This window comes from Endozoicomonas gorgoniicola (assembly GCF_025562715.2).
GTDB lineage: Bacteria > Pseudomonadota > Gammaproteobacteria > Pseudomonadales > Endozoicomonadaceae > Endozoicomonas_A > Endozoicomonas_A gorgoniicola.
Genome location: NZ_JAPFCC010000001.1, coordinates 1,235,485 through 1,255,767, shown reverse-complemented (window position 1 = coordinate 1,255,767; position 20,283 = coordinate 1,235,485). Strand labels below are relative to the sequence as shown.

Below are 20,283 nucleotides of genomic sequence, written 5' to 3'. Positions count from 1 at the left end.
TGTTTTGTTACTACCCTAAGCAAACAGCCAGGGTTGCGCGTTCTTATGCTTTTGTTCAAATGCCTTAATGGCATCGCTTTCCTGCAACGTTAAACCAATGTCGTCCAGCCCCCGCAACAGACAGTCACGACGGAAGTCGTCCACTGCAAACGACATTTCCTGCCCATCTGCCAGCACAACCATCTTTCGTTCAAGGTCAATCGTCAGCTGGTAACCCTCGTTGCTTTCCACCAGAGTGAACAACTGATCTACCTGTTCTTCTGACAGGGTGATGGGCAGCAGGCCATTCTTGAAACAGTTGTTATAGAAAATCTCGGCAAAGCTTGGGGCAATCACGCAGCGAATACCAAAGTCATCCAGCGCCCAGGGCGCGTGTTCACGACTGGAGCCACAGCCAAAATTCTTCCGGGCCAGTAACACAGAAGAACCCTGATAACGCGGCTGGTTCAGCACAAAGGCTTCATTCAAAGGGCGTCGGGTGCAATCCTGACCGGGCTGACCTTCATCAAGATAACGCAACTCATCAAACAAATTGGGGCCAAAACCGGTGCGCTTAATAGACTTGAGAAACTGTTTGGGAATAATCATATCGGTATCGACATTGGCACGATCCAGCGGTGCCACAATACCTTGATGAACGGTAAATGCTTTCATCGATTAAACCCCCTGCTCCATCAATTCACGGACATCGGTGAAATACCCCGTCACCGCAGCAGCCGCTGCCATAGCCGGACTGACCAGATGCGTTCTGCCACCAAACCCCTGACGACCTTCAAAGTTGCGGTTTGAGGTCGAGGCACAGTGTTCTCCGGCGCCCAGCTTGTCGGCATTCATGGCCAGACACATGGAGCAGCCCGGTTCACGCCACTGAAGTCCGGCTTCAGTAAAGACATTGTGCAAACCTTCCCGCTCAGCCTGCTCTTTAACCAGACCTGAGCCTGGCACGACCAGTGCTTCTTTCACCGTGTCTGCCACTTTACGGCCTTTCACGACAGCTGCCGCCTCACGAAGGTCTTCGATCCGGGAATTAGTACAGGAGCCAATAAACACCCGGTCAACCGGGATATCGCTAATTTTCATACCGCTGCTCAGCCCCATGTACTCCAGTGCGCGGGCGTAGCCTTCAGCCTCGCCAGCTTCGGGTACACAGGCATCAACGGGCAGAACCATCTCCGGAGACGTTCCCCAGGTGACCTGAGGTTTAATCGCTTCACCGTTCAGAACCACAACCTGATCAAACACCGCATCGGCATCAGAGTGCAGGTCAGACCATACCGAAGCGGCCTGCTCCCACTGCTCACCCGCCGGTGCAAACGGACGACCTTTGACGTATTCCAGAGTGGTATCATCCACCGCCACCATACCGGCCCGGGCGCCCGCTTCAATCGCCATATTGCAGACGGTCATACGGCCTTCCATACTCATGGCCCGAATCACTGCACCGCCAAATTCAATGGCATACCCTGTACCACCGGCTGTGCCAATCTTACCAATAATCGCCAGCACCACATCTTTAGCGGTGACACCAACACCCAGTTCACCATCAACCCGTACCAGCATATTTTTCATTTTTTGGGTCACCAGGCACTGGGTTGCCAGCACATGTTCAACTTCAGATGTGCCAATGCCGTGTGCCAGCGCACCAAAAGCGCCATGGGTTGAGGTATGAGAATCACCACAGACAACCGTCATGCCCGGTAATGTCGCCCCCTGTTCCGGGCCAATAACATGGACAATACCCTGACGGCGATCCTGCATATCAAACTGGGTGATGCCAAAATCAACACAGTTCTCATCCAGTGTTTTCACCTGAATTCTGGAGATCGGGTCAGCAATGCCATCAATGCCGCTTTTACGTTCCGCCACGGTGGTGGGAACGTTATGGTCAGGCGTCGCCAGGTTGGCGTCGGTTCGCCACGGCTGACGCCCAGACAGGCGCAGTCCTTCAAAGGCCTGTGGCGAAGTGACTTCATGGAGCAGATGGCGGTCGATGTAAATCAGGGCGGAGCCGTCTTCCCGTTGTTTCACGAGATGGCTCTCCCACAATTTGTCGTACAGGGTTTTGCCTGACATTGTTATTCCCCTCGTAAATACTGCTTATCATTCTATGGGCTCATCCTAGAACCGGGACATGAATTACTCAAATTCATCTTTTTTATGCTATTAATAACAATCAGGAATAATAAGTTATCAGCGAGACACCGAAACCTTTATGGATATCCCCAGCCTGACTGCTTTTCTGACTGTTGCGGAATGCGGGTCCTTTTCCCTTGCCGCAGAACAGTTGCACCTGACCCAGCCAGCGGTCAGCAAGCGTATAGCCAGCCTTGAACAACAGCTGGGTACGCCATTGTTTGACAGAAAAAAGTTTGACAGGAAAAAGTTTGACCGAAAAAACTCTGCCAGCCGCCGCACCCATCTGAATGAAGCGGGTCGAACACTATTACCCAGAGCCCGTCAGATGCTTGAACTGATGAAGGATACACGACAGCAGATAAATAACTTGAAGACCCAGATCAAAGGACCTCTCAGTTTAGCCACCAGCCATCACATCGGCTTACGTCGACTGCCGGATATCCTGAAGACCTTTGCCAGAACCTACCCGGATGTGACACTGGATATCAGGTTTGTGGATTCTGAAGCCGCTTATGAACTCTTGCACAGGGGGGAAGTAGAGCTGGGAGTTATTACTCTGGCACCGGGAAATCCGGAAAACGTCCTTTCCCGCCAGCTATGGAATGACCCGCTGGTGTTTATGGCCTGCCGGGAACACCCGCTGGCGCAGATAAAAAAACAGGTATCGCCCGAAGTGCTTTGCCAGTATCAGGCTGTATTGCCAGGTGCCAGCACGTTTACCTACCGACTGGTACAGAACCTGTTCGATCAACAGGGGCTGACTCTGCAAACCGCCATGTCATCGAATTATCTGGAAACCATACGTATGCTGACCGCCATTGGCATTGCCTGGAGCATATTGCCAAAATCCATGCTGGGAGACGATCTGACGGAACTGCGTACCAGCTTTCAGCCGCCGGTCAGGGAATTAGGCTACATCCGGCATGAACACAGAACCCTGTCGAATGCAGCCAGAGCCTTTCTTGAGCTGCTGGATAACACTTAGGGAAGCGGCAGAACAGAACTTACCGGAAGAACGTCATACTGAAAACCTGACAAACTGACCAACAGAGCCTACTCTCCTCCAGTAAAATAACGGGATACAGGAGCAGCTATGAAGGGCATTGGGCGTAGGCATTGTGTTCGAGCCATCTCTCTGGGGCTGGTGTTACTACTCATTGAAGTGAATACATACGCATCACCCGTCAATCATCACAAAGACAATCATTCAGGGCAGAACAGCAAGACTGGTAAAACAGACAAGCCTTCCAGAAAGCGAAAAATAGACTCTTCCGACGATAGCCTGCAGGATAATGCTCCGCCAACATCCCGAAGGCGTACAGTGATTGAAATTAATCCGTTTAGCAGCGTACAACCGCTATACCTGTTAAACCTCGGTGATGAAGATCTGATGGTTCAACAGTCCCTGCTGGAATCAATAAAAGCACTACAGCGAGAGCCCGGCCAGAATGGCACATCGGCCCCGCCATTAGGCTTCACCCTGTCAAGTCAGATTTTAGAGGAGTACGATGATGAGCTTGACTTTCTACTCGAGAGCGCTGGAGCACGTGCCGTTGAATCTCTTCAGGACAATACCCGGTTAATGCTGGAACGTTTGTTTAATCAGTCCCCGGTTTCAGGAGAGAATGTTGCATCACTCATTCCCAATGTCATTCAGGGCTATTCATCAGACACACCGCTACCTGCCATTTCGCCTCAAGCTTTTGTTCATATCGCGGTTGTCACGGAATACAACTACAGTCGTCTGATTGTGGGGTATTATGACCTTGTCGCACAAGCCTATTTATATGCTTTCTCTGATCTGAACGGCGACGTAGTGGTTTACCACTCTGTTGCTCGTAATTTTTACGACTCTGTGCTAAACGCGCTCAAAAAAAAGACCTGTGCGCTTAAGGGGGAGCTTGAAACACAAGTACTTCATCTGAGCCAGACGATTCCTGAACTGACTACCCTGTTAAACCAGCAGCCCACTGAACCAGACGCCTCTTCCATACAAGACGTTATCCACAGAACTGAAATAAACAGATATATTCGCGCCTCTGAAAGACCGGCGATTCATCACTGCGACAACATTCCAGAACCCGTATCAAATAGAGTACCTGACACTAATGGATTTCAACGACATGATGTTGCAGAGTATCTCAGCGACCTTATACGGCAGGGACAGGTGGGTGATTTTGTCTACCAGGAACACGATGGCAACGAAATTTATTCTTTCACCCGGTTCGTAATAGATGAAGACCAGAAAGATAAAAGCTTGGTTCAACAAATAACTTCAATACTGAGATCATCCAGACAATCGAACTCATCCAGTGAATTGCTGGTTGCTGTCTGCTCCACTAAACCTCATTCGCCCCCATTAATTCTGTACCTGCAGATTGATGGAGAGAACGTGCTGATGTCTCAACACAGTCGTAGTGAAGCCCTTCACAACCTTCCGGGACCAAGCGGGGAGCAAATACTTTTGGTTGATCTCACCATCCTGGCTGAAGCTTTATCTTCGCTTGAAGCACTGGATGCGATTTATGTCTTTCATCGGCAACAGTAAACCGGTCATTTCCGGACATTACTGCTTTACGGCTGACATAAATAACCTGAATCCAGAGACATTCATCAGTCAGTTCAGTTGTTTTTCAATCATTTACTTATTTTTCACTACCATTAACGCATACTCCAGATTATAGTCACTGCGCAATTCATACACATGGAGTCTGTCGCATGTTCAAAGCACTTGTTCTTGAACAACAGGACAAGCAAACATTGTCTTCCATCCAGCAACTGGATGAATCTGCCTTACCAGAAGGTGATGTTCTGGTTGCAGTCGATTACTCATCGCTGAACTATAAAGACGGACTTGCTATTACCGGCAAGGGCAAGATTATCCGTGACTTCCCGATGGTGCCGGGAATTGACTTTGCCGGTACTGTTGTCGAATCCTCCAGCAGCGACTTCAGCGAAGGTGACAAAGTCGTATTGACCGGCTGGGGTGTTGGTGAAACCCACTGGGGCGGCATGGCAGAAAAGGCCTGCGTCAAAGCCAGCCAGCTGGTTAAGCTGCCTGAAGGCCTGGACGAGCGTAAAGCCATGATGATTGGTACAGCAGGTTTAACTGCCATGCTGTGCGTAATGGATCTGGAAGCGGCTGGCATCACCCCGGAAAAAGGCGACATTCTGGTGACAGGTGCCAGCGGTGGCGTTGGCAGTGTTGCCGTTAACCTGCTGGCAAAACTGGGTTACGATGTGGTCGCTGTTTCCGGTCGTCCGGAAAACACGCCAATGCTGGAAGCACTGGGGGCTAAGCGCGTTATAGCCCGCTCCGAATTTACCGACAACGTTCGCCCGCTGGATCGCCAGTACTGGGCAGGCGCCGTTGATACCGTCGGCAGCTCAGTGCTGGCCAAGGTACTGTCTCAGGTAAACTACGACGGTGCGGTGGCAGCCTGCGGTCTGGCTGGCGGTTTTGACCTGCCAACCACGGTTATGCCTTTCATTCTGCGCGGCGTAAAACTGCTGGGCGTTGACTCGGTTATGTGTCCGTTGGCTAAACGCAACGAAGCCTGGAAGCGTCTGGCTGAACTGTTGCCAGAATCCTACTACGAAGCCGCCTGCTCTGAAGTCACTCTGGAAGAGGTTGCAGAAAAGGCTGAAGCCATTACTCGTGGACAGGTGACTGGCCGTACCCTGATTCGTCTGAAGTAAGCTATTTTCCGACATGGATTGAGTGCATTGCCTGATGTATTCAATCTATTACCCTCTAAATTAATGCACCAGAGTCTGCGCGATATTTTTGTGTGCAGACTTCCCGTACCTGATCCAAATAATGAACATTCGCCCTGTCCTTTACGTTATCGGCCTCTTTCTGACTGTACAGTCGCTGCTTATGCTGGTGCCGGCACTGTACGACTTACTCATTCATGACCCTGGCAAATATGCCTTCCTCTGGTCCGCAGCCATTAACCTGCTGACCGGATTAATACTATGCGTCTCCTGTCGTACAAAAGAGTTCAGCCTCAAGGCCCGGCAAATTTTTCTGCTGACCAATTTAACCTGGGTGACACTCAGTGGCTTTGCAGCCTTGCCATTCTGGATACAACTGGATATCAGTTACACCGATGCCTACTTCGAAACCATGTCAGCCATTACCACAACCGGTTCCACAGTCCTGTCAGGGCTAGATACCATGAACAAAGGCATACTGCTGTGGCGCTCACTGCTGCAATGGCTGGGCGGGATAGGCTTTATCGTACTCGCTGTTGCCGTACTGCCCTTTCTGAAAGTCGGGGGGATGCGCCTGTTCCAGAGTGAGTCGTCTGACTGGTCAGAAAAAGTGATGCCCCGCTCTGGCAGCATTGCCAAACGGATTGTGTGCATCTATCTGGGGTTAACAGTCTGCTGTGCCTACCTGTTTTTTCTGGGTGGCATGAACGGTTTTGAAGCTATCAACCATGCCATGACCGCCCTGTCTACCGGAGGCTTCTCAACCTCAGACAACTCCATGGGGCAGTTTTCTAACCCCTTTATTCACTGGACTGCCACTATTTTTATGTTACTGGGTGGACTGCCCTTTGTACTGTTTGTGAAGTTTTTAAAAGGTGATCACAAAGCCCTTACACGGAACACCCAGGTCGTCACCTTTATCCAGTTTCTGCTGTTGACCTGGGCCGGTCTCAGTATCTGGCTGTTTATGCATTCCAATTACAGTTTCTGGGAATCCCTGACACTGGTTGCCTTTAACACCACATCCGTGGTTACCACGACCGGCTATGCACTCACGGATTACACACTCTGGGGTGGCTTTGCTGCAACCGCCTTCTTTTTCCTTACCTTTGTTGGTGGCTGCTCCGGCTCTACAGCCGGAGGTGTAAAGATTTTCCGTTTTGAAATTGGCGCAAAACTGTTAATGATCCAGCTGAAGCAACTGGCACACCCCAGAGCCTGCTTTGTGCAAAGCTACAACGGCCAGCAAATCAGCAGTGATATTTTACGCTCCCTGATCGCCTTCAGTTTTTTCTTTGGCCTGCTGGTGAGCTTGCTGACCATGCTGTTAAGTCTGCTGGGGCTGGATCTGACCACCAGTATCAGTGGTGCCGCCACGGCCGTTGCCAATGTCGGGCCGGGGCTTGGAGACATCATCGGGCCAGCGGGAAATTTCGCCTCTCTCCCCGATTCTGCCAAGTGGTTGCTCAGTCTCGGTATGTTAATGGGCAGACTGGAAGTTATAACGGTACTGGTACTGTTCACACCCCAGTTCTGGAAAGGGTGACTATTGTCCCCGCAAAAGCGGGGATTCATTATTCCAGCTGATGAAATATTGCTGCTGTTTCAGACATCACGAACGACGAGTGTCAGTTAAGTGATACATTTCAGATTAAATCATTGCATTACATTAAAAAAGTAATCGCATTCCTGGGTAGCTATGCCAACGCTGTCCGTCATTCTCTGGAATTTTATTTCGCCTTCAAACAGTCTCAGGCACCATTGGTTTGCAGGTTCCTGAAAACACTCATAACTGCATACTTCCTTACCGGCAATCGACCAGCGACTTGCCTGCAAGGTTGCCATTGGCCCGTACATATCCAACTTGCAATGTATATTAAACCATGGGTCGCACACCCAAAAATTATCATTCCCATACTGACTAAACTCTTTCAATGGCAAATCATTTTTCAGTTTAGATTCATCCGCCAGTACCAAAAACACATGAACTTCATGCTCTGCCAACCATATATTTGGAATCTTCATAGCCATGCCAAACTGGAGGGCAACGAAGGTGTACTCATTACAGTTACCCGCCCTCAGCTCCGGGGGGATGGTACTTAAAAGCGATAATGCATCAATATTATGATACTGCCTTGACTTAGTTATTGCCTCAGAGGCTTTTTCAGAATTATCAAGACGTTTTTGTTTTCTCTGTGGAGAGGCCACCCCATAATTCATAGAGAAGACTTTATTATCTGTCTTTAAAGACCCCTTAAAAAAATTTCGGGCATAAGTCAGCATTAGTTGTGCATTTGCCATCTCATTCATAAATGCATCGTCCTCTCTATAAGCTGCCCTCTGGTAAAGCCGGGGCTTTCGTCACCCAAGGCGATGAAAACGCATTTTTATAGTAAAGAACATCTTGTTACAAATGTTGCAGGGGCTTAACGCAAAAAATGACCTAAATCATGCGGGATTCTGATGCCGTCCTGTAGTATCCTTGCCGAATTATTATTATTGATTTTGTATTTTCATTCGTTTCGAATCGCCGTGAAAATACCCTGTACAGTGAGTCCTTCAAGGGAACCGATGAATAGTATTCACCCTACCCACCTGGTCAGCCAGTTTCGTCAACGCGCGGAGCAACATCCTGAACACACAGCCCTGCGCTATGCCTGCGGCGATCGCTGGCATGAAACCCAGTGGAGTCAGTTCCTTGAATCCGTTGACCAGACCAGCCTGGCACTATTGAGTGCAGGACTGCCAATACAGGGCAATATTGGTCTGTGGTCTCGTAATATGCCGGAATGGTCCATTACCGACTTTGCCTGCATGCAGGTACGCGGCGTCAGTGTCCCGCTGTACCCGACCAGCACACCTGATCAGGTGTTGTACATCATTGATGAAGCCGAAGTGGAAATCCTGTTTGTAGGCGAACAGCCTCAATTCGACGGTGCTCTGGAACTGCTGGGCAAAGCCTCCCACCTCAAGACCATCATTGTTTTTGATGAAGACGTCGACCTGAAAAGCTGTGAAAACGCGCAATACTTCAAGGATTTCCTGGTCTCTGCCCACACAGAACGCACCGAACTGGAAGCCCGCCTCGCCAGTCGCTCCATGGACGACCTGTTTACACTGATTTACACCTCAGGCACTACCGGCAAACCCAAGGGTGTGATGCTGGATTATGCCAATATGGCAGCGTCTTTCGATGCCCACGACAAGCTGATCCACGTTGACCACACCGACTCATCACTGGCCTTCCTGCCCCTGAGCCATATCTTTGAGCGTGGCTGGTCCAACTATGCCCTGTGTCGTGGCGTTGTAAATAACTACATTCGTAACCAGGCAGACATCGCTAACATGTTGCAGGTGGTAAAACCCACCATCATGTGCTCTGTCCCACGTCTGTTCGAAAAAATCTATACCGGTGTTCATACGAAAGTCGCTAAGGGTTCAGCGGCTAAGAAACTGATCTTCAAACTGGCTGGCAGCATCGGTTATAAGGCGATGGAATACCATCGTCAGGGCAAACCCGTTCCGGGTTATCTGAAAAGCCTGAACAAGCTTGCAGACAAGCTGGTATTTAGCAAGATCAAAGAGGGTCTTGGCGGTCGTATCCGCTTTATACCCTGCGGCGGCGCACGACTGGACGACAGTATCTGCAAGTTCTTTCATGCCATGGGTATCAACGTCAAAATCGGCTACGGCATGACCGAAACCGTAGCGACTATCACCTGTTACCGCGACACTGGCTTCCAGTTCGGTAGCTGTGGCAACCCACTGCCAGGCGTACAGGTAAAAATTGGTGATGGTGGTGAAATTCTGGTGAAAGGTGGCACCGTTATGCGCGGTTACTACAAGAAGCCGGAAGAAACCGCGAAAACCTTCGATGCCGATGGCTGGCTGAAAACCGGCGACGCTGGCCTGATTGATGAACAGGGGCAGCTGCGAATCACCGACCGCATCAAGGAACTGATGAAAACCTCCAACGGCAAGTACATTGCACCTCAGCATATTGAAGGTACTTTGGGCAAGGATCGCTTCATTGAACAGATTGCAATTATTGCTGACGCTAAAAACTATGTCTCTGCCCTGATTGTTCCAGCCTTTGAAGCTCTGGAAGAGTACGCCAGAGAGATGAATCTGAAATACGAAAGCAAGATGGATCTGATTCGCAACACCGATATCGAAAAGCTGTTTCAGGAGCGTCTCGACAGTATCCAGGATGAACTGGCCCGTTTCGAACAGGTCAAGAAGTTTACCCTGCTGCCTCGTGAATTCTCCATTGAACTGGGTGAGATTACCCCCACCCTGAAACTGCGCAGAAAGACTATTATGGAACGTTTCCAGAAGGAAATTAATGCCATGTACGGGAAGCCTGCAACCAGTCACTGATTGTGTTCCTGGCCGGTTTTTAAGGCTCTGCACCCATGTGCAGGGCCTTTTTTGTGTTCCTGCCTCGCATATCTTTGAAATAGCGGAAATCGCTACTTGAACACAAATGCATCGTCCCCTATTCTCCGCGCCTTTCTATTTTTGTTAGGCAACAGGCAAACAATATGACCACTGTGAAGAAATACAACTTCACTTACGAAGATATCCATAGCACCATAAAAGACGCATCCCACGCCATCAACGAAGCCGGTTACCAGCCAGACTACCTGCTGGCCATTGGCGGTGGCGGCCTGATTCCTGCCCGCATCATGCGTACTTTTATCACCCGCCCGATCCTGACCATCGCCCTGTCCCGTTACAGCGATGAAATTGGCACCGCACCCGCAGATACTCCAATCAAGTTGCAGTGGCTGGAAGGCAAGGTGAACCTGAATGGCAAAAAAGTGCTGGTGATTGATGAAGTTGATGATCAGCGCACAACGCTGGACTTCACCCTGAACGAACTGATTGAGCACTACCCGGAGACAGAGTTCTCTGCTTTCGTCGTTCATAACAAGCTGAAGGAAAAGAAAGGTCATCTGCCGGAAAAACTGAAGCACTTCTTCATTGGCAGGGATATCAAGGATTACTGGATCAACTACGCCTGGGATGCTGAAGACATCACTACGTTTGGTCAGTGATTGTTAAAACAAAACCCGCGTAATGCGGGTTTTGTTTTAACAGGCTGTTAACCGCTGACAGAAGGCGCGATCAACGGCGCATGACTGACAACATCTGCATTCTGTGCCCGGTGTCGCATAAAGTGATCCATGACCGTAATCGCCATCATCGCCTCGGCAATGGGCACGGCTCTGATTCCCACACACGGGTCATGCCGTCCTTTGGTGACAATTTCTACCGGCTCACCCTCAAGGTTTACGGAACGTCCCGGCGTAGTCATGCTGGAAGTGGGTTTTAAAGCAATATGCGCAATCAGCTCCTGACCGGAACTGATTCCCCCCAGCACGCCACCCCCATGATTGGACAGAAAACCTTCAGGCGTTATTTCATCCCGATGCTCTGTGCCTTTCTGCTCAACACAGGCAAAGCCATCACCAATTTCAACCCCTTTCACCGCATTAATACTCAGCAGCGAATGTGCAAGGTCTGCATCCAGACGATCAAACACCGGCTCACCCAGACCAGGCTGAATACCACTGGCTCTCACAGAAATACGCGCGCCAATGGAGTTCCCTTCACGACGAAGGTCGTCGATCAGCTGCTCCATCTCTGCCACCTTGTCAGCGTCCGGACAGAAGAATGGATTCTGACGTACCTGTTCCCAGTCAAACTGTTCGATTTTGATTGGCCCCAGTTGCGACAGATAACCTTTAATCGCTATACCCTGTGTTGCCAGAAACTTACGGGCTATCGCCCCGGCCGCCACACGCATAGCGGTTTCACGAGCCGATGAACGACCACCACCACGGTAGTCACGGAAACCGTATTTGTGGGCATAGGTGTAGTCGGCGTGACCAGGGCGGAAGCGATCCATAATGTTGGAATAATCTTTCGAGCGCTGGTCAACATTCTCAATCAGCAAACCAATGGGTGTTCCTGTGGTTTTGCCTTCAAAAACACCGGAAAGAATTTTCACCTGATCCGGCTCACGACGTTGCGTCGTATATTTAGACGTGCCGGGTTTACGAAGATCCAGATCTTTCTGAATATCTTCTTCCGTTAATGGCAGTCCGGGAGGACAACCATCAACAATACAGCCCAGTGCAATACCATGAGACTCGCCAAACGTGGTCACTTTGAACAGTTGACCTATGCTGTTTCCAGCCATCGTAACTCCCATCAGGCTGCCTCTAAACAGGCAGCCCTTGTCTTGTTTTTAATAGACCTATTTTTAATAAAAGCGCCCAGGAGCCTGTCGGCTCACGCCGTCATGCGACTTTTAAAAATACCCTGATATTCACGACACTGCTCTGCCGTCAGTACCAGCACGCCATGACCACCTTCGGCAAATTCCGGCCATACAAACGGCACCTCAGGATAAGCGTCCTGCAACGCCCACTGACTGTTACCCACTTCCAGCACCAGCAAACCCTCTTCTGCCAGAAAGTCTGCCGCCCTGGCCAGAATAATACGCGCCATATCCAGACCGTCATTACCGGCTGCCAGCCCCAGCTCCGGTTCATGACCAAATTCTTCAGGAAAGTCAGCCATATCTTCCGCATCGACATAGGGCGGGTTGCTGACAATCAGCTCGTAGCGTGGGCGTTCAGGGCTATCATCTATTGTCTTAAACAGGTCCGACTTGACAGCTTGCACCCGTCCCCACAGCTCATGCTGGTCAATATTGATATGCGCCACATCCAGGGCATCATCGGAAATATCCAGCAAATCCACCGACGCCTCCGGCCACTGGTGCGCCATGGCAATGCCTATGCAGCCAGAGCCGGAACACAGATCGAGGACACGACTTACTGACACATCACCCAGCCAGGGCTGAAAATTATGGTTAATCAATTCTGCGATCGGAGAGCGGGGAACCAGAACCCGCTCATCCACATAATACGGCTGGCCACAGAACCATGCCCGGTTCAACAGATAAGCCAGCGGCTTTCGTTCCCGGATGCGGCGCCTGACCAGTTCTGCCACAGAGAGCTGCTCTTCCGGCGTCAAACGACAATCCATATAAGATTCAGGCAGGTCCCAGGGCAGCTGCAGCACCTGCATCACCAGATGCATGGCTTCATCCAGGGCGTTGTCGCTGCCATGCCCGAAAAACAGTTCGGCTTCATTAAAACGGCTGGCAGCCCAGCGAATAAAATCCCGGATACTGGCCAGGCCATCGTAAGACAGGTTTTCGACCTGTCCGCCATTGCTTCCGCTATTGTTCCCGCTAGTGTGTCCACTGTCAGTGTGTCCGCTATGGGGGGCTATGGATTGAGTCACAAAGTCTCCTAAGGGAGGGATAACACCAGGGCTCTGCATAGCGTTGCAAAGCCAAACCTCCCATCTCAAGGCAAGATGCGCCAAGATAGCATAAAGCGCTGTCCGCTGTCCGCTTTCCGTAACCCGTAACCCGTAACCCGTAACCCGTAACCCGTAGTTTGGATTCCATTGTTCGCCGTTGGCTACTCAACCAAGAATGGGCTTCGGGCTTCGGGCTACGGGCTACGGGCTGCGGGCTACGGACAGCGAAAAGCGGGAGACGGACAACGAATACCCCCCTACCCCTATAAAAAACGACACAGAACAAGGTACAATCCCAGAACCAGACCAAGCCGCTAATAACCAGTTTGTTCCCATGTCCGACCACGACAACGATGAAGACCCACATCGCCTGTTCCAACAAGCGATGCAGGGCGTGCAGCCCATTAAGAGCAAAAAACGCCACGACCAGCAGCGCAGACCTTCTGCTGACATTCCTCAAAGCACACTGAATACCCGCCGCAGTGCAGCACAGAGAACTGAGAGCGGAGGTGGTGCAGCCCTCTCAGAAGCCTGGGTCGAACCGGTTGACCCGGAACAGCGAATCGACTTTTCCCGACCCGGACTGCAGCAAACCCGTCTGCGTCAGCTACGGCAGGGAATGATTCCTGTTCGCTATCAACTGGATCTCCATGGCTATAAAATTGAAGAAGCCAGAGAACTGATCTCAGAGTTCCTGTACTTCTGTAAAACTCAGGGCTACGCCTGCGTTCGTATCATCCACGGCAAGTCTCATCGCAGCACTGATCGACAGAACACACTGAAAAGCCATGTTAACCACTGGCTCAGACAGATTCCCGATGTACTGGCATTCTGTTCAGCGCCTCCCTCTGAAGGTGGGACAGGGTCCGTTCTGGTGCTTATCAGAAAAAAATAGTCACACGTCAACATTCAGCTTCCGCTTCAAGCAGAAGCTGAATACCTTTGTTCGCCTCCCACTCATCCAGGGCTCTGACGGCTCTTTCCCGCCCCGTGGCAACGACTTCGGTAAAACGATGAAACTCATAGAACTGACAGATATTTTTAGGAACCGTCACCAGAATATCCGGTACATAACCGGCCATTTTATAGCGGGTCAGTGCCTGCTGCATAAGCTCCATGGACTGGTTACTGACATCCAGCAATCCCATGGATTTTTCCAGTTGTTTCTTCTCATTTTTCTGTTTGGGAATCCAGCGGTTCAGCAAACCGGTAAACAGAGAGTCTTCCTCTTCAGGGCTTTCCTGCTGGTCAAAATCAGGTTCAGGTTCACCCAGGACATTCACCGCAATGACCAGATCAGCCAGAGCTGCGCCCGCTGGCGCAAGAGGCAGTGGGTTTAACACCGCACCATCCACCAGCAACTGACCGTGCATTTTTACCGGCTTGAATAATGAAGGTATGGCACAGGAGGCCCGAATCGCTGTGATCAGGTCGCCACGCTGAAACCAGACTTCCTTGCGGGCCGTCAGGCTGGCGGCTACTGCCGTATAAGGCACCGGCAGCTGTTCTATACGACAATCACCAACAATTTTCCGGATGCGCTCAAACAGCTTGTCGCCTTTTATAACCCCCGGATCAAGCAGGGAAACATCCAACAGCCGCAGCATATCGAGATAATCCAGCTTCTCTGCCCATTCACAGTATTCGTCCAGTTTGCCAGCGGCCCAGACACCGCCAATCAGCGCCCCCATTGACGCACCGGAAACCGCCGAAATTTCATAACCCCGACTGAGCAACTCACGAATAACGCCGACGTGGGCAATACCTCTGGCACCACCACTACCCAGAACCAGGGCAACTCGCTTGGTCATAACGTCCTCATATCGTTTGATTAAATTTATACGGCAGTCATCATATATCATCCAACAACGGAACATCACTGGCCCGGGCAGCCCGATATCGAAAAATAGCCGTTAATATCCTGATTGATATCCGGAGTCAAAATGCAACAACTCATGTCTTTGGGGCAACCGGGGATTGTCAGGCACTGGCTCATCTCCCGCAGCAAATGGTCTTTGAGCGTCTGTCACCAGGGTTATCAAATCTTCCCGTAAATAATTGGGACGCGCATCGACAGAAACCCAGCGACCAATATAAGTGTCTTCTCCAGCTTCGGTTCTCAAAAAGGTATTCGATAAACCTCCATCAGAATTAAGATCGAAACTAAACCTACCTGTCGAACCGGTTTCCATTGTCACACTTCGGAATAGCAGGAGTCCGGCTTTAAAAGATAAAGTTTGTGGAGTATCCCTCTGAATCTCATTCAGCCGCACCAAAGGGAAAAACTGATTAAATGTCATAGCCTCAGGAAGGAAACAGTTAGTTCTGACAGAACTGACGGCATTGACTAATTGAGTAAACCGTTCAGCAGATAAGCCAGAAAGCCGTTTAATGATTAACAAAAGCTGAACCAGTTCTTCAAAAAACGAAACCCCCTCGACACTGGTTACCTCTACGTTTCCAAATCCGGCTATATTAGCCACGTAACGCCCTGCGACAACAGACAAAAATTCTGTCCGCACATCAGCCGGTATGGAACCGGCGTCAAGAACATCTGATATAACAGCAACCGGGTCACTCTGAGTCTCATTCGCTCCGACTCTTTCCCGAATTTGTTGAATCAAATGCTCATCATTAGACGAAGGTCTTGGTATTAACTCCACAGAAAGCCGGGTGTTAATATAAGCAGGATCATCATGACTACTGTCCGTATTTTCGACCGCGCGAGGACTCAAACTAAGAGGACGCAAACGAAACTGTCGCCTTCTTTCATCACTATCCCCTGTCTCCTCTACAATATTTCCGTATACTCCTGCTCTTTCAGCCTGTTCATGTTCTCGGCCATTTTCATCATAATAGCTGCCTGTCTTTTTAAACCAGGTTCTGTTAAAACAATGTTCCACTGCCTTCAAGTCATTTGATAATAAAATTCCAAACAGTGGCAGGAAAAAGATAAAGCAATACTTCAGACATTTACTTATAGTCATAACTGAAAATCATTAGCTCATTTATAATACCAACGATACTAGCCCAAATAGTAGAATTGACAGCCTTTAAAACAGAGGGCTTACAACAGAAATGCAAACATTCCACGTAGTCAGTTAGGGAGATGCCCTTAAATCCACCAAAATACAATGATTTTGAACCACCATTCTGACAGAATGCACATCCGGCACAATTATTCAAAATTTCAGCTATTAATAAGCATGAACGGAGTTTAAATGTCGGAAGTAGCTGCTGCCTGTCATATTCTGTTGCATAAGTTCTCCCTGACCCGCAACTGGACACTTTCGAACCCGAACACTTTCTAAACTGGACATTTTTGATGCGCCTTGAAAACGTTCGCCTGCACCAGCAGGCAGACTTATACGACATTGTCATGGAGAATGGACTCATTCAGTCTATTACTCCGGCAGGCTCTGACCGTACTGCGCCTGTGGACTCCATAGACGCCAATGGCCGTCTGGCTCTACCGCCGTTCGTTGACCCTCATGTTCATCTGGACACCTGCCTGACGGCGGGTGAGCCGGTATGGAACCGTTCCGGTACTTTATTTGAAGGTATTCAGAACTGGTCAGAACACAAGAAAACCCTGACCCATGACGATGTTAAATCCCGGGCAAGCCGGGCTCTGCAATGGTACATCGGACAAGGCGTTCAGCACGTCCGCAGCCATGTCGACACGACGGACCCGAGCCTGACGGCTCTGCATGCGTTGCTGGAGCTGCGTGAGGAGATGCGCGATCTGATCGACATTCAGCTGGTAGCGTTCCCGCAGGAAGGCATTCCCTCGTTCCCAAATGGCAAACAGCTGCTGGAGCAGGCGATGCAACTGGGTTGTGATGCAGTAGGTGGTATGCCTAAGCAATGGTAGTATACACTTCACAAGCCGAAACAGCACGGTTTGCATCTCAAAACTTAGGAAGCTGTTTATTGTTTCTTCAGTATTGTTTCTCAATCAATACTGTTATAGATTACACACGATTACCTATGACATTGGGGAATAAGCGCAATTGCGTGAAAAACCAAGGGACCATCCTAAGGGTCAGAGTGAGTAGGTAATTGCCCTCCGGGGTAATTCTCAAAACTTAGGATACAAAATGCCAAAAACCTACCGCCTGGCAATTCTTGCTGAAGTTACCGAACACCTGGGTAACACCTCTGTCCTGCGTTACACCCACATTACTGCTTATAGCTACAAGGAAGCCCGCACGGTCGCTGACCAGATCGGCGCACTGATTTGCGGCCGGAGAGTGTCCCAATGAGCGTTACCATCCGAACCTTACACACCCGTTACGATGCCCTGCTGGAAAACCCGATGACCGTCGCCCTGATGGCCCTGCTGAAAGACAAGACAGAGGCAGGGATGGAGGCGTTTTATTTTGATAGTTACCAGACGGTACAACGCCTTCATGCGGAGGCATTCGGAGCGTATGAATTGTGGCTGAACGTGAACAGGGATGACGTATCGTCCCTCGATGATTTGTCAAAGTCCCGGCTGGATAACTGGCTGTTTAAGGATTTAAAACATTTAGATGAAGCTTTGGATTTTATGGGGGACAAATGAGCAAAGGCGTATTTGTTACTAATGAACAGGTACGCCTGACCGGGTCGCCCAATGTGGCCCGGTTTCTCGCGCAATGCCTGTACTGGTCAACTAAAAGTGACCTCGTTATCCAGCGACAGGGCTGGTTTTATAAGTCCCGGACAGAATGGCAGGCTGAGACCTGGCTGAGTCGTTACCAGCAGGAAAAAGCGCGTCAGCAGCTGCGTAACATGGGATTGTTGAAAGAGCGCAGGGAGCGCACCAATCTGGGGATCAGGATTTGGTTCTGGCTGGATCAGGCGTTGCTGAACATGCTGGTTAATAATCTGGCTGACCAGCCAATTGAAACCGGAACAGAAAATAATTCTGTTGAGTTGTACGACAGTTCTTTAACTGGTGAGTCAGGTAATTCTATATCTGGACAGTTAGATAGTTGTAAAGAAGCAGATGGGAGTAAGTCTGTAACTGAATATAAAACTATAGTACTAAAAACACCGTTAAAGAATTCGTTTAACGGTGTTAATGGTACTATGGTTTTAAATAATTTTAATAAAGACTGTATTAATGACAGTGATTATTTCTGTAATGAAGTAGAGGTTATTGAAGAGGCTGAGAGTGGTAAGCAAGAGGCTGCCGCCTCTTCCTTACCTGAATTGACTAACCAGTCAGACAATGTTGATAGCAGCCAGTCCCGGTTTGAACGTGAAGATGACTTGATTCCGTTTTTTAGTGATGAAGACATCAATCATGCACTGGAAAACATTGATCCCCAGTCAGGCATCCAGCACTGTGAAGACGAGGAGTGCTATAAAGCCTGCCACCCGTTTATTTACCAGTTTGTTAAGACCCGAATCCTGACCGGCCTTGAATGGTCGGAAAACGCTTTGACCCTGTTCCGTGCCAACGGCCTGCGCTGTGAGATTCTTCAGGATGCCCTGCGTGTCTTTATCTGCAAGTACGGACACAGCATTATTGCCTGGTATCAGGTCAACACCCCGATCCGTGTTAAGCCATTAGCAAAAAGCGACATTGAACTGGCCGTTTTAATTTCAGAAGGAGCCCTGTCATGATCCAGCTTGCCTTTGATTTTGTTTTGGTGCCGTTAGTCCGTGTAGTGCGGCCAAGGATTGTGGCCGACGCCTGTAATGGCTTTCATATCACGCTGACTATTAACAACCAGATTGTGACCGCCCTGGTACCGGACTGGGTGATAGGAAAAGGCACTTCATTTGTTCGTGGCTGGTTAAAGGCCGGTGGCTAATAAACGTCTTGTGTCATGCAATTATTGAAACAGGAATAAATGGGTAATTGATACCCTGAATGAAATAACCGGAAGGTCAGGAAATTTTAAAACCTGATTGATTGTTTATTTTTTAAAACGGTTATAAAGAAACCTGTTTTTAATAATCAGTATTTACAGACACACGTTTATCTATAGAGAATTTAGCGAATTTTCGAATATTCTAGTGCCGCAAGGGCTTCAGCCAAAAAAGGGCGGCGAATATAGGGCGAATTTTGGGGAGCAAATTTCGAATTATGGGTAATAATCCTTATTTTTTCTGGAACGTTGGTTTTATATTGACCAGTGGGTTAAGTCTGGTTCTGTCGGTTTTACTGTTTACGTCCGTTGCCGATTCCCGATTGAGTGGGGTCATTTTAATGGGTATTGCACTGGCGCTTGAGTTGGGGAAAATAGTCACAATAAACGACCGTAAGCGTTTAATTACATGGCTGCTGATTGGCGTTTCTGTGCTGGGCAGTGCCGGTGGCCTGAACCGGGCTTTGACGGTGGCGGATGCCAGCCTGGGCGCACACCAGCAGCAGCGGGCAGGGCTTCAGGCGCAGATTGACCAGACCTTGCAGGCGATGGCCCAGAATAACGACACCATCGCCCAGAACAGCCGGTCGATTGATCGGTATATTGAGCTGGACCGGATCCGCTCTGATGCCCGCCCGCTACAGGAACAGAACCGCCAGTTGCAACAGGAGCAGACCCGCTTGCAGGCGCAGTTATCCAACCTTCAGGCGAACCTGGCTAACCTGGAACAGGCTGATATGCCCGAATTGACCGCTGTACTGTCATTGCTGGCGACCTTGCTGGCCATGCCGCTTCAGTGGGTTCAGGCGGCGGTCATCCTGCTGCTGGCCTGCTTGCTGGATGCGCTGACTGTGACGTTTATCAGGGACGGGGTTCTGGGTCGGCTGATGACTGACAAAGACAATGATCCGGACCCTGAGACAAGGCAGCCGGTGTTCGAAACGGATGATAAACCTGTGACACCTGCCCTGCCTGTTACACAGCAGGCTGATACTGGTAATGTGACGGCAATGGATAACAGCTACCCGGCGTTTAAACGGGCCATGCTGGCACGTCGTGAACAGGGCAAGGGCGTTCTGTCCCAGCGGGCGTGTATTCGTGAAATGAACCTTAAAGACCGCCAGGCGCGTGGTTTTTTTCAAAGGCTACAGGCTGAGGACATTATCGAGAAAAACGGTGGTCAGTTTCTTTGGAAAAAACCTTTGAGAACAGGCAGTTAATG

20 protein-coding genes are annotated in these 20,283 nt (G+C 49.8%); 13 read left to right on the top strand and 7 right to left on the bottom strand.

The window, feature by feature from the left end; translation table 11 throughout:
* Positions 1-15 precede the first annotated feature (15 nt).
* Positions 16-654 (bottom strand): 3-isopropylmalate dehydratase small subunit, encoded by a 639-nt coding sequence (gene leuD, locus NX722_RS05835; protein ID WP_262567154.1) that lies wholly within the window; start codon positions 652-654, stop codon positions 16-18.
* 3 nt (positions 655-657) lie between these two features.
* Complete coding sequence (leuC, locus tag NX722_RS05830; protein WP_262567152.1) at positions 658-2,073, bottom strand: 3-isopropylmalate dehydratase large subunit; 1,416 nt, start codon at positions 2,071-2,073, stop codon at positions 658-660.
* Between the two features lie 139 nt (positions 2,074-2,212).
* Between leuC and NX722_RS05825 the strand changes: the two genes are divergently transcribed.
* The 4 genes from NX722_RS05825 to NX722_RS05810 all read left to right on the top strand — a co-directional run bounded on the left by NX722_RS05825 (position 2,213) and on the right by NX722_RS05810 (position 7,399).
* A complete protein-coding gene (locus NX722_RS05825; RefSeq protein WP_262567151.1) occupies positions 2,213-3,121 on the top strand; it encodes a LysR family transcriptional regulator in 909 nt (302 codons plus the stop codon).
* Positions 3,122-3,229: 108 nt separating this feature from the next.
* A complete protein-coding gene (locus NX722_RS05820) occupies positions 3,230-4,684 on the top strand; it encodes a hypothetical protein (protein ID WP_262567150.1) in 1,455 nt (484 codons plus the stop codon).
* A 170-nt stretch (positions 4,685-4,854) separates the two neighbouring features.
* Positions 4,855-5,835, top strand: coding sequence for an acrylyl-CoA reductase (NADPH) (gene acuI, locus NX722_RS05815; protein ID WP_262567148.1), 981 nt, complete (start codon positions 4,855-4,857; stop codon positions 5,833-5,835).
* 121 nt (positions 5,836-5,956) lie between these two features.
* Positions 5,957-7,399: a TrkH family potassium uptake protein gene (locus NX722_RS05810; protein ID WP_262567147.1), complete on the top strand. Its 1,443-nt coding sequence runs from the start codon at positions 5,957-5,959 to the stop codon at positions 7,397-7,399.
* A gap of 110 nt (positions 7,400-7,509) precedes the next feature.
* Here NX722_RS05810 and NX722_RS05805 read toward each other — a convergent pair whose 3' ends face one another.
* Positions 7,510-8,163: a hypothetical protein gene (locus tag NX722_RS05805; RefSeq protein ID WP_262567146.1), complete on the bottom strand. Its 654-nt coding sequence runs from the start codon at positions 8,161-8,163 to the stop codon at positions 7,510-7,512.
* A 261-nt stretch (positions 8,164-8,424) separates the two neighbouring features.
* Here NX722_RS05805 and NX722_RS05800 point away from each other — a divergent pair, with 261 nt between their 5' ends.
* Both NX722_RS05800 and NX722_RS05795 read left to right on the top strand, forming a co-directional pair.
* Positions 8,425-10,233, top strand: coding sequence for an AMP-dependent synthetase/ligase (locus NX722_RS05800; RefSeq protein ID WP_262567145.1), 1,809 nt, complete (start codon positions 8,425-8,427; stop codon positions 10,231-10,233).
* A gap of 164 nt (positions 10,234-10,397) precedes the next feature.
* Positions 10,398-10,913, top strand: coding sequence for a phosphoribosyltransferase (locus NX722_RS05795; protein WP_262567144.1), 516 nt, complete (start codon positions 10,398-10,400; stop codon positions 10,911-10,913).
* A 47-nt stretch (positions 10,914-10,960) separates the two neighbouring features.
* Here NX722_RS05795 and aroC read toward each other — a convergent pair whose 3' ends face one another.
* Positions 10,961-12,061: a chorismate synthase gene (aroC, locus tag NX722_RS05790; RefSeq protein ID WP_262567143.1), complete on the bottom strand. Its 1,101-nt coding sequence runs from the start codon at positions 12,059-12,061 to the stop codon at positions 10,961-10,963.
* Positions 12,062-12,153: 92 nt separating this feature from the next.
* Positions 12,154-13,176, bottom strand: a complete 1,023-nt coding sequence (gene prmB / locus NX722_RS05785; RefSeq protein ID WP_322740912.1) for a 50S ribosomal protein L3 N(5)-glutamine methyltransferase — start codon at positions 13,174-13,176, stop codon at positions 12,154-12,156.
* 178 nt (positions 13,177-13,354) lie between these two features.
* Between prmB and NX722_RS05780 the strand changes: the two genes are divergently transcribed.
* On the top strand, positions 13,355-14,092 hold the full coding sequence (locus tag NX722_RS05780; protein ID WP_262567142.1) for a Smr/MutS family protein: 738 nt from the start codon (positions 13,355-13,357) through the stop codon (positions 14,090-14,092).
* 7 nt (positions 14,093-14,099) lie between these two features.
* Here the strand turns inward: NX722_RS05780 and NX722_RS05775 are convergent, their stop codons facing one another.
* Complete coding sequence (locus tag NX722_RS05775) at positions 14,100-15,008, bottom strand: patatin-like phospholipase family protein (RefSeq protein ID WP_262567140.1); 909 nt, start codon at positions 15,006-15,008, stop codon at positions 14,100-14,102.
* Positions 15,009-15,110: 102 nt separating this feature from the next.
* Positions 15,111-16,184: a hypothetical protein gene (locus NX722_RS05770; protein WP_262567138.1), complete on the bottom strand. Its 1,074-nt coding sequence runs from the start codon at positions 16,182-16,184 to the stop codon at positions 15,111-15,113.
* 338 nt (positions 16,185-16,522) lie between these two features.
* Between NX722_RS05770 and NX722_RS05765 the strand changes: the two genes are divergently transcribed.
* From NX722_RS05765 to NX722_RS05740, 6 genes are all read left to right on the top strand, one after another.
* Entirely contained in the window at positions 16,523-17,071 is a 549-nt protein-coding gene (locus NX722_RS05765) for an amidohydrolase family protein (protein WP_262567137.1), read from the top strand.
* A gap of 226 nt (positions 17,072-17,297) precedes the next feature.
* Positions 17,298-17,462, top strand: coding sequence for a hypothetical protein (locus NX722_RS05760; RefSeq protein WP_262567136.1), 165 nt, complete (start codon positions 17,298-17,300; stop codon positions 17,460-17,462).
* Positions 17,459-17,764: a hypothetical protein gene (locus tag NX722_RS05755; protein ID WP_262567135.1), complete on the top strand. Its 306-nt coding sequence runs from the start codon at positions 17,459-17,461 to the stop codon at positions 17,762-17,764. The genes NX722_RS05760 and NX722_RS05755 overlap by 4 nt, the downstream gene beginning before the upstream one ends.
* Positions 17,761-18,813, top strand: a complete 1,053-nt coding sequence (locus NX722_RS05750) for a hypothetical protein (RefSeq protein ID WP_262567134.1) — start codon at positions 17,761-17,763, stop codon at positions 18,811-18,813. Before NX722_RS05755 ends, NX722_RS05750 begins: the two co-directional genes overlap by 4 nt.
* Complete coding sequence (locus NX722_RS05745; RefSeq protein WP_262567133.1) at positions 18,810-19,004, top strand: hypothetical protein; 195 nt, start codon at positions 18,810-18,812, stop codon at positions 19,002-19,004. Before NX722_RS05750 ends, NX722_RS05745 begins: the two co-directional genes overlap by 4 nt.
* A gap of 275 nt (positions 19,005-19,279) precedes the next feature.
* Entirely contained in the window at positions 19,280-20,281 is a 1,002-nt protein-coding gene (locus NX722_RS05740) for a coiled-coil domain-containing protein (RefSeq protein WP_262567132.1), read from the top strand.
* Positions 20,282-20,283 lie beyond the last annotated feature (2 nt).

Excerpts from the sequence above, each read along its gene's own strand:
- NX722_RS05800 (WP_262567145.1), top strand. The coding sequence starts at position 8,425 with ATGAATAGTATTCACCCTACCCACCTGGTCAGCCAGTTTCGTCAACGC.
- NX722_RS05755 (WP_262567135.1), top strand. The coding sequence starts at position 17,459 with ATGAGCGTTACCATCCGAACCTTACACACCCGTTACGATGCCCTGCTG.
- NX722_RS05740 (WP_262567132.1), top strand. The coding sequence starts at position 19,280 with ATGGGTAATAATCCTTATTTTTTCTGGAACGTTGGTTTTATATTGACC.
- NX722_RS05750 (WP_262567134.1), top strand. The coding sequence starts at position 17,761 with ATGAGCAAAGGCGTATTTGTTACTAATGAACAGGTACGCCTGACCGGG.
- aroC (WP_262567143.1), bottom strand. The coding sequence starts at position 12,061 with ATGGCTGGAAACAGCATAGGTCAACTGTTCAAAGTGACCACGTTTGGC.
- leuC (WP_262567152.1), bottom strand. The coding sequence starts at position 2,073 with ATGTCAGGCAAAACCCTGTACGACAAATTGTGGGAGAGCCATCTCGTG.
- NX722_RS05795 (WP_262567144.1), top strand. The coding sequence starts at position 10,398 with ATGACCACTGTGAAGAAATACAACTTCACTTACGAAGATATCCATAGC.
- NX722_RS05810 (WP_262567147.1), top strand. The coding sequence starts at position 5,957 with ATGAACATTCGCCCTGTCCTTTACGTTATCGGCCTCTTTCTGACTGTA.
- acuI (WP_262567148.1), top strand. The coding sequence starts at position 4,855 with ATGTTCAAAGCACTTGTTCTTGAACAACAGGACAAGCAAACATTGTCT.
- NX722_RS05805 (WP_262567146.1), bottom strand. The coding sequence starts at position 8,163 with ATGAATGAGATGGCAAATGCACAACTAATGCTGACTTATGCCCGAAAT.
- NX722_RS05825 (WP_262567151.1), top strand. The coding sequence starts at position 2,213 with ATGGATATCCCCAGCCTGACTGCTTTTCTGACTGTTGCGGAATGCGGG.
- NX722_RS05775 (WP_262567140.1), bottom strand. The coding sequence starts at position 15,008 with ATGACCAAGCGAGTTGCCCTGGTTCTGGGTAGTGGTGGTGCCAGAGGT.
- NX722_RS05770 (WP_262567138.1), bottom strand. The coding sequence starts at position 16,184 with ATGACTATAAGTAAATGTCTGAAGTATTGCTTTATCTTTTTCCTGCCA.
- NX722_RS05745 (WP_262567133.1), top strand. The coding sequence starts at position 18,810 with ATGATCCAGCTTGCCTTTGATTTTGTTTTGGTGCCGTTAGTCCGTGTA.
- leuD (WP_262567154.1), bottom strand. The coding sequence starts at position 654 with ATGAAAGCATTTACCGTTCATCAAGGTATTGTGGCACCGCTGGATCGT.
- NX722_RS05765 (WP_262567137.1), top strand. The coding sequence starts at position 16,523 with ATGCGCCTTGAAAACGTTCGCCTGCACCAGCAGGCAGACTTATACGAC.
- NX722_RS05760 (WP_262567136.1), top strand. The coding sequence starts at position 17,298 with ATGCCAAAAACCTACCGCCTGGCAATTCTTGCTGAAGTTACCGAACAC.
- NX722_RS05820 (WP_262567150.1), top strand. The coding sequence starts at position 3,230 with ATGAAGGGCATTGGGCGTAGGCATTGTGTTCGAGCCATCTCTCTGGGG.